The organism is Gordonibacter pamelaeae 7-10-1-b (assembly GCF_000210055.1).
GTDB lineage: Bacteria > Actinomycetota > Coriobacteriia > Coriobacteriales > Eggerthellaceae > Gordonibacter > Gordonibacter pamelaeae.
Map to the genome: position 1 here is coordinate 1867738 of NC_021021.1, position 6654 is coordinate 1874391.

The 6654-nt window shown below is 65.8% G+C and carries 7 protein-coding genes, 1 tRNA gene, 1 pseudogene and 1 riboswitch; of the genes and pseudogenes, 3 read left to right on the forward strand and 6 right to left on the reverse strand.

From position 1 onward, the window contains the following. Together crcB and GPA_RS08620 are read right to left on the reverse strand one after the other, a co-directional pair. On the reverse strand, window positions 1-401 hold a 401-nt coding region (gene crcB / locus GPA_RS08615), incomplete at its 3' end, for a fluoride efflux transporter CrcB (protein ID WP_083809014.1). An 82-nt stretch (window positions 402-483) separates the two neighbouring features. After that, a riboswitch (Fluoride riboswitch) is annotated at window positions 484-560 on the reverse strand. After that, on the reverse strand, window positions 561-851 hold the full coding sequence (locus GPA_RS08620) for a hypothetical protein (protein ID WP_015539624.1): 291 nt from the start codon (window positions 849-851) through the stop codon (window positions 561-563). A gap of 306 nt (window positions 852-1157) precedes the next feature. Between GPA_RS08620 and GPA_RS08630 the strand changes: the two genes are divergently transcribed. Further along, complete coding sequence (locus tag GPA_RS08630; protein ID WP_197533084.1) at window positions 1158-1589, forward strand: ArsR/SmtB family transcription factor; 432 nt, start codon at window positions 1158-1160, stop codon at window positions 1587-1589. 239 nt (window positions 1590-1828) lie between these two features. After that, window positions 1829-2482 (forward strand): annotated as a pseudogene (locus GPA_RS20115) (nitroreductase family protein). Between the two features lie 67 nt (window positions 2483-2549). On the opposite strand, the gene GPA_RS08640 reads toward GPA_RS20115, so the two are convergent. The 4 genes from GPA_RS08640 to GPA_RS08655 form a co-directional block, all read right to left on the reverse strand. After that, entirely contained in the window at window positions 2550-3347 is a 798-nt protein-coding gene (locus GPA_RS08640) for an ABC transporter permease subunit (RefSeq protein ID WP_015539628.1), read from the reverse strand. Then, complete coding sequence (locus GPA_RS08645; protein WP_015539629.1) at window positions 3340-4257, reverse strand: ABC transporter ATP-binding protein; 918 nt, start codon at window positions 4255-4257, stop codon at window positions 3340-3342. The genes GPA_RS08640 and GPA_RS08645 overlap by 8 nt, the downstream gene beginning before the upstream one ends. Next, on the reverse strand, window positions 4254-4904 hold the full coding sequence (locus tag GPA_RS08650; protein WP_015539630.1) for a TetR/AcrR family transcriptional regulator: 651 nt from the start codon (window positions 4902-4904) through the stop codon (window positions 4254-4256). Before GPA_RS08650 ends, GPA_RS08645 begins: the two co-directional genes overlap by 4 nt. A 165-nt stretch (window positions 4905-5069) precedes the next feature. Continuing rightward, window positions 5070-5144: transfer RNA gene (locus tag GPA_RS08655), tRNA-Thr, on the reverse strand. A 145-nt stretch (window positions 5145-5289) separates the two neighbouring features. Here GPA_RS08655 and GPA_RS08660 point away from each other — a divergent pair. Continuing rightward, on the forward strand, window positions 5290-6654 hold a 1365-nt coding region (locus GPA_RS08660), incomplete at its 3' end, for a putative DNA modification/repair radical SAM protein (RefSeq protein ID WP_083809017.1).

The following is a 6654-nucleotide window of genomic DNA, read 5'->3' on the forward strand; positions in this document are numbered from 1 at the left end:
CAGGCGCCTTGTGCGCCGATGAGCTGTGCGAGCGACAGCGCGCCGCGCACGGCCAGCTTGCCCGCCGCCACGCCCAGCACGCAGGCAACAAGGCTGCCGCCGGCGTAGAGCGCGGCCGTGGCGTACTTCCCGCCCTCGAACAGGGCGAGCGTCTCCAGCGAGAACGTGGAGAACGTGGTGAAGCCGCCGCACACGCCCGTCTTCAGGAAGAGCGCCGCCTCGGCCGACAGGGCCGACGTGGCACCCGCCACCTCGGTTATCGCGCCGATTGCCACCGCGCCGGCGAAGTTCACGAGGAACGTCATGAGGGGGAAGTCCCCCTCGAAGGGCACGAGCCCCAGCAGGTAGCGCCCCACGGCGCCCAGAAACCCGCCGGCACCCACCCAGAGCACCGCTGCCATATCCCGTCCTTTCCTACCCCCGCCGGCTGTGCGGCATGAAAAAAGCCGACGATCCGCGCGCGGGCGCTCCCCTTCGGGGAGTCCGTTTGCAGAAGTCATCAGCTTTACGCGGTTCAAGCCTTGAAACGGCTTAGGGAGAACCTCATTCCCGCAGGCATTCTACCGCTTGCGCGCCCCGCCCGCAAGCGGCGCGCTCTCCGCCTCCTCGGGCACGACCTCTTCCACGAACCAGCGCGGGTCCTCGAAGAACAGGTACTTGTCGCGGCCGTGCACCGTCACCAGGTAGCGGATACCCGTGCCGCCCACCCGGGTGGACGCGCGCCTGATGGCCTCGTGCACCCGGTCGATCTCGAACGTGCGGCCGTCGCGCCACCGGATGGACAGCGGCGTCACGCGCCCGTCCACGTCGATGTTCGCCACCACGTCCACGTATGTCTTGCGAAATCCCATGCACCCATGCAACCATGTCCGGCGTCCCGGCGCAATCGCCCGCATCGACCCGTAGCGAAACGAATGCCCGCGCGTCATGCGCGGAGGATGCCGATAGGGCTGCGCATGCTTGCGGCCGGAGTCGCGGTTGCAGCCGGCGACCGAGACGCGCTCGGCTGGGAAGATGCCGCGGCCGAAGACGGAGGGGGGTCGCAGGCATCCGTCTCGAATTTCTTTCCCAAGGAAAAAAACGCCGTCCTCCCCCGCCTTGCGAGCCCCCGCCGTATGGTTTAATGGTTCGAACAAACGAACCAAAAGGAGTCCCAGATGGACGATAGGGTGACACCGGCGGACAGCGGGGAAACAACGGCGGACGACAAGGAGGCACCGATGGACGAACGGGAATGGGCGCGAAGCCGCCAAGCCCTCGCGGAGGGGTTCGAGGAGTGCCGCGACATCATCGGCGCGCTGGGCGACGAGACGCGCCAGCAGATCATCATGGCGCTGCTGGAGGCCGAGGAATGCGGCCTGCGCGTGGGCGAGATCACGGCGCGCACGCACCTCTCCCGCCCCGCCGTGTCGCACCACCTGAAGATCCTGCGCGACGCGGGCATCATCGCCCTGCGGCGCGCGGGCACCATGAACTTCTACCACATCGCCGCCGACGACGCGCAGTGGGCGCAGCTCAAGCAGCTCGTCGACCGCGTCTACGAACTGGTGCAGCAGGCCAACCGCGAAGGCTACCTGCAAGACGGATAAGGCAAGGCGCAGCGATGACAACGAACCCGCACGGACGGAAGGAGCACGGCATCATGGAGAAGATCGAAGACGGGTCCGGCGGCGCCCGCAAAGACGAGGACCTGCCCGAGAGTGCGCACGAGGACGTCGCGGCTTGCGGGGACCGTGCGAACGTCAGGACCGACGACCCTCACGGCGCTCCTGCGCCTGTTGGCAGCATGGTCTCGAAGGCCCTCCCCCTCTGTACCGTCGAGGAGGCCATGGAGCGCCGCCACTCGGTGCGCAGCTTCACCGACCGGCGCATCGAGGGCCCGGTGCTCGCCGCGCTGCGCGACGAGGCGGATGCCTGCAACCGCGAGGGCGGGCTGCGCATGCAGATCGTGCTGGACGAACCCCGGGCGTTCTCCAGCATGCTGGCGCGCTACGGCAGCTTCCGCAACGTGCGCAACTACGTGGCCGTCATCGGGCATCCGGCCGACGACCTGGACGAGCGCGCGGGCTACTACGGCGAGCGCCTCGTGCTCGCCGCCCAGGCGCTCGGGCTGAACACGTGCTGGGCGGCGCTCACGTTCAGCAAGAGGTAGGTCCGCCGCCTCGCCGGGCCGGGAGAAAAACTGGTCTGCGCCCTGGCGATCGGCTACGGCGCCACGCAGGGCAGGCCGCGCAAGTCGAAGGCGCCCGTGGACGTGGGCCATGCGGCCGAGACGCCGCCGGAGTGGTTCGAGCGCGGCGTGCAGGCGGCACTGCTCGCCCCCACGGCCATGAACCAGCAGAAGTTCCGCTTCGAGCTGCTGCCCGACGGCAGGACGGTGCACGCCCAGGCTTCCCCTGGTGCCTACACCGCCGTCGACCTGGGCATCGCGAAGTACCACTTCGAGGTAGGAGCCGGCACGGAAAACTTCGCCTGGGAATAGGCAGGCGGGGCCGTCGGGCCGGAAGCGCCCGTCCGCGGCGGCGCGCCTTCCCGCCTCGTCGAACCTGCTAGATGCTCAAGTCGCGGCGGTCGAACACCGCGACGGCGGCGGCGAACAGCGCAACGGCCCCCGCAGCCAGCGCGATAGCCCCTCCTACGGCCGACGCGTCGCCTGCGGCCAGGCCGTAGTAGTCGAACAGCGTGAGCGGGTTGACGTTCTTCAGGAACTCGAACTTGTCGCCAGCCTGCGATACCATCTGCATCAGGAAGAACAGGATGCAGAGGCCGCCGCCCGTCCACAGCGCCGCCGACGAGTTCGAGAACAGGCACGCCGACAGGAAGCACAACCCGGCCATCGCCAGCCACAGCGCCAGCAATCCAAGGTTCACCTGCACGAGCGCCTGCACATCGAGGTCTCCGGGGAACAGCGCTTCGGCGAAGCCCGCCTCGAGCGCCGTGACCAGCGCGCACAGCCCGACCAGCACGGCAACCATCACGCCGATCATCGTGCATGCGATGCGCGTGCGGCTGTTGGGCGTGGCCAGCAGGTAGGCCATCGCTCCGCGGTCGAGGTAGCGCACCATCAGCTTGTTCGCCATCACGAGGATCAACACGAGGATGAAGATGGTCAGCAGGAACCCGTACAGGTAGTTCAGCATGAATTCGAGCAGCGTGGTGGCCTGCATCGACATGCCGAACGCGGCGAACAGCTCGGGCATGCTCTGCATCATGGCATCGAGGCTCTTGCCCAGCTTCGGGTCGTACATCGCCACGATCGTGCCGATGTACATGGCCAGCACCGCAGCGATGATGGCGCTGACGAACAGGTTCGCGCGCAACTCCTTCGCAAACAGCGTCCTATTCATGGGAACCTCCTTTCGACTCCGATCCGTACAAGTGCATGAACAGCTCCTCGAGCGTTTGCTCGCGAGCGGTGAGGTCGACGATCTCGTAGGCGGCCAGGCCCTTCACGAACGCATCGAGGTCGCCGCCCACGGTCGTCTCGACGCTTGCCGTGCCGTGCGCCGTGGCGGCAGGGTGCGCCGCGACGTAACGGTCGCGCGCAGCCGCATCGGCGAACGTGACCGCGAACACGCGCTTGCGCGACTTCCGCACGTCGTCCATGTGCTCGACGGCCGCCAGCTTGCCCGCGCGGATGAACGCCACGCGGTCGCAGGTGCGCTCCACCTCCTCGAACAGGTGCGACGACAGCAGGATGGTGGCGCCGCGGCGCTTCTCCTCCAACACGAGCTCGATGAAGCGGCTCTGCATGAGGGGATCGAGGCCGCTCGTGGGCTCGTCGAGCAGGATGATGTCGGGCGAGGTCATGAACGCGCAGACCAGCCCCACTTTCTGCTTCGTGCCCTTCGACATCTTGCGGATGCGCCGCGCCGGATCAAGCTCGAAGTATTCCACCAGCTCGTTCATGCGCGTGCGGTCGCGCAGCTTCTTCATGCGCGCCATGAACTCCAGAAACGCCGTGCCGGTCATTTCGTCCATGCAGGCTATCTCGCCCGGCAGATGGCCCAGGCGCTCCTGGATGCGGGCGCGCTGGGCGAAGCAATCCAAGCCCTCGATGCGCACGCTGCCGCTATCGGGGCGGATGAACCCCATGAGGTTGCGCATGGTCACCGTTTTGCCGGCGCCGTTCGGCCCCAGAAAGCCGAACACTTCGCCTCGCTCCACGGAAAACGAGACGTCGAACGCGCCGCGCCCGCTCCCGTAGTCTTTCGTGAGCCCCTCGATTGCAATCGAAGGGCCGATCGTTGCGCTCATCGGTATTCCTCCTTGTACGAATAGGCCTTCAGCATGTCGCACCAGCGGTACATCTCGTCCAGCATCGCGTCCATGTCGAGGCGCTGATGCAGGGCGCGCTGTTGGTGCAAATAGCCGTCGGCCAGCCAAATCAGCAGGTCGAGCACGTACTTCGGGTCGATGTCGTCGCGGAACCGGTCAAACCGCACGCATCTGAAGTACGTCGTGAACATCACATCGATTTGCCGCTGCGTCCAGCCGTCCATCGTGTCCTTGATGTCCTTGTGCTCCGGGTAGAAGGCCCGGACGGAGAATTCCAGCAGGTAGGGGAAGCGCGAGAGCACCTTTCTCTTGGTTTCCGCCGCGTAGACGAGAAGCTCGAAGAAATCGTCTATTTCGTAGAACGCGTCGTCCACCACCAGGTCGGACACCTTCTCCATGAGGTGCTCCATAAGGTAGAGGTAGAGCTCCTTCTTGTTCTTGAAGTAGAAGAACAGAAGGCCCTTCGAGATGCCGGCGCGCCGTGCGATGTCCTCGGTCGAGGCGCCTTTGTAGTCGTTTTTTCCGAACGTCTCCACGGCTGCGCTGACGATGGCCTCGCGCCGCTGTTCGGGCAGGCTCTCGAACTTGCTGAATTTGGAGCGCCGCCCCTCATCCGTCGCGCCCATTGCCGCCGCCTCCCTTCCTGCCGCTCCGCTTCCGTTGACCGTCCGGTCAACGGCCCGAAGACCATGCTACCCCGTTGACTATTTTTTAGAAGGGGGCGAAGGAGGGGAATTTACCCCTAACTTGAATAAAGGCCGGGGGCTGTGAGCCTCCGGCCTGCTGCTTCGTGGAGCCAGTGACAGGACTCGAACCTGCAACCCACAGTTTACAAAACTGTTGCGCTACCATTGCGCCACACTGGCACGAGAATCATCGTGCCTGCGTATTGTACGACATCCTGGGCGTTTCGGGAAGAAGCCCCTCGCATCTTGACAACGAATATCCGTTCGCCCATACTAAGCGAACAGATATTCTCGCGAACATTTGATCTTGCGAACGGGCGTGCGTATGGAACTGATCGACAAACTGGAGATACTTGCCGATGCGGCGAAATACGATGTGGCCTGCACCTCCTCCGGCATCGACCGCGACGCGCAGAAGGGGAAGCTGGGCAACACGATGGCGGCGGGATGCTGCCATAGCTTCGCCGCGGACGGCCGCTGCATCACGCTCTTGAAGGTGCTCATGACCAACGTGTGCGTCTACGACTGCGCCTACTGCGTGAACCGCTGCTCCAACGAGGTGAGGCGCGCCGCCTTCACGCCGCAGGAGCTGGCCGACCTCACCATCGCGTTCTACCGCCGCAATTACATCGAGGGGCTGTTCCTAAGCTCGGGCGTCATCAAGAACCCCGACTACACCACCGAGCTCATGATCCAGACGCTGTCGCTTCTGCGGGGCGAGCACGGCTTCCGCGGCTACATCCACGCCAAGGCCGTGCCCGGCACCTCGCCCGAGCTCGTGGACGAGCTGGGGCATTTGGCCGACCGCATGAGCGTGAACATGGAGCTGCCCTCGCAGCAGAGTCTGGCCCTGCTCGCCCCCGAGAAGAACAAGCAGCAGATCATCGCGCCCATGCGCCAGATCCGCGACAACATCGCGGTGGACAAGGACACCCGCGCGCTCGTGCGCAAGAACACCACCTATATGAAGACGATCAAGCCGAAGAAGAAGGAGCGGGCCTTCGTGCCCGCCGGTCAGTCCACGCAGATGATCGTGGGGGCCACGCCCGAAAGCGATTTCCAGATACTCAACCTCTCGGCCGCGCTCTACCGCACGCTCTCGCTCAAGCGCGTGTTCTTCAGCGCCTACACGCCCGTGAACGACGACGCGCGCCTGCCCTGCACCGACGCCCTGCAGCTCAACCGCGAGCACCGGCTCTACCAGGCGGACTGGCTTCTGCGCTTCTACCGCTTCGACGTCACCGAGATCATCGACGAGGAGCACCCGTTCCTGGACCCCGAGGTGGACCCGAAGGCGAACTGGGCGCTCAACAACCTGGACTTCTTCCCCGTGGAGGTGAACAAGGCGCCGCTCGAGGCGCTCTTGCGCGTGCCCGGCATCGGCGTGAAGGGGGCGCACGCCATCATGCGCGCCCGGCGTTCCACCACGCTCGGCGAGCGCGAGCTGCGCAAGCTGGGCATCGCCTACAAGCGGGCGCGCTTCTTCGTCACCTGCAACGGCAGCTACGCCGGCCAGGGGACGGATTTCTCGCGCGAGGGCCTGCGCGCGCACCTGGCCGCCACGCCGAAGGGCGGCAACCACGGCCGCCGCGCGGACAAGGCCATCCCCGGCCAGCCTGAGCCTGTTCGAGAGCGTGGAGACGCCCGAGAAGGCCCGCATCGCCCAAGGTGCGGGACCCGACGGCGGAGG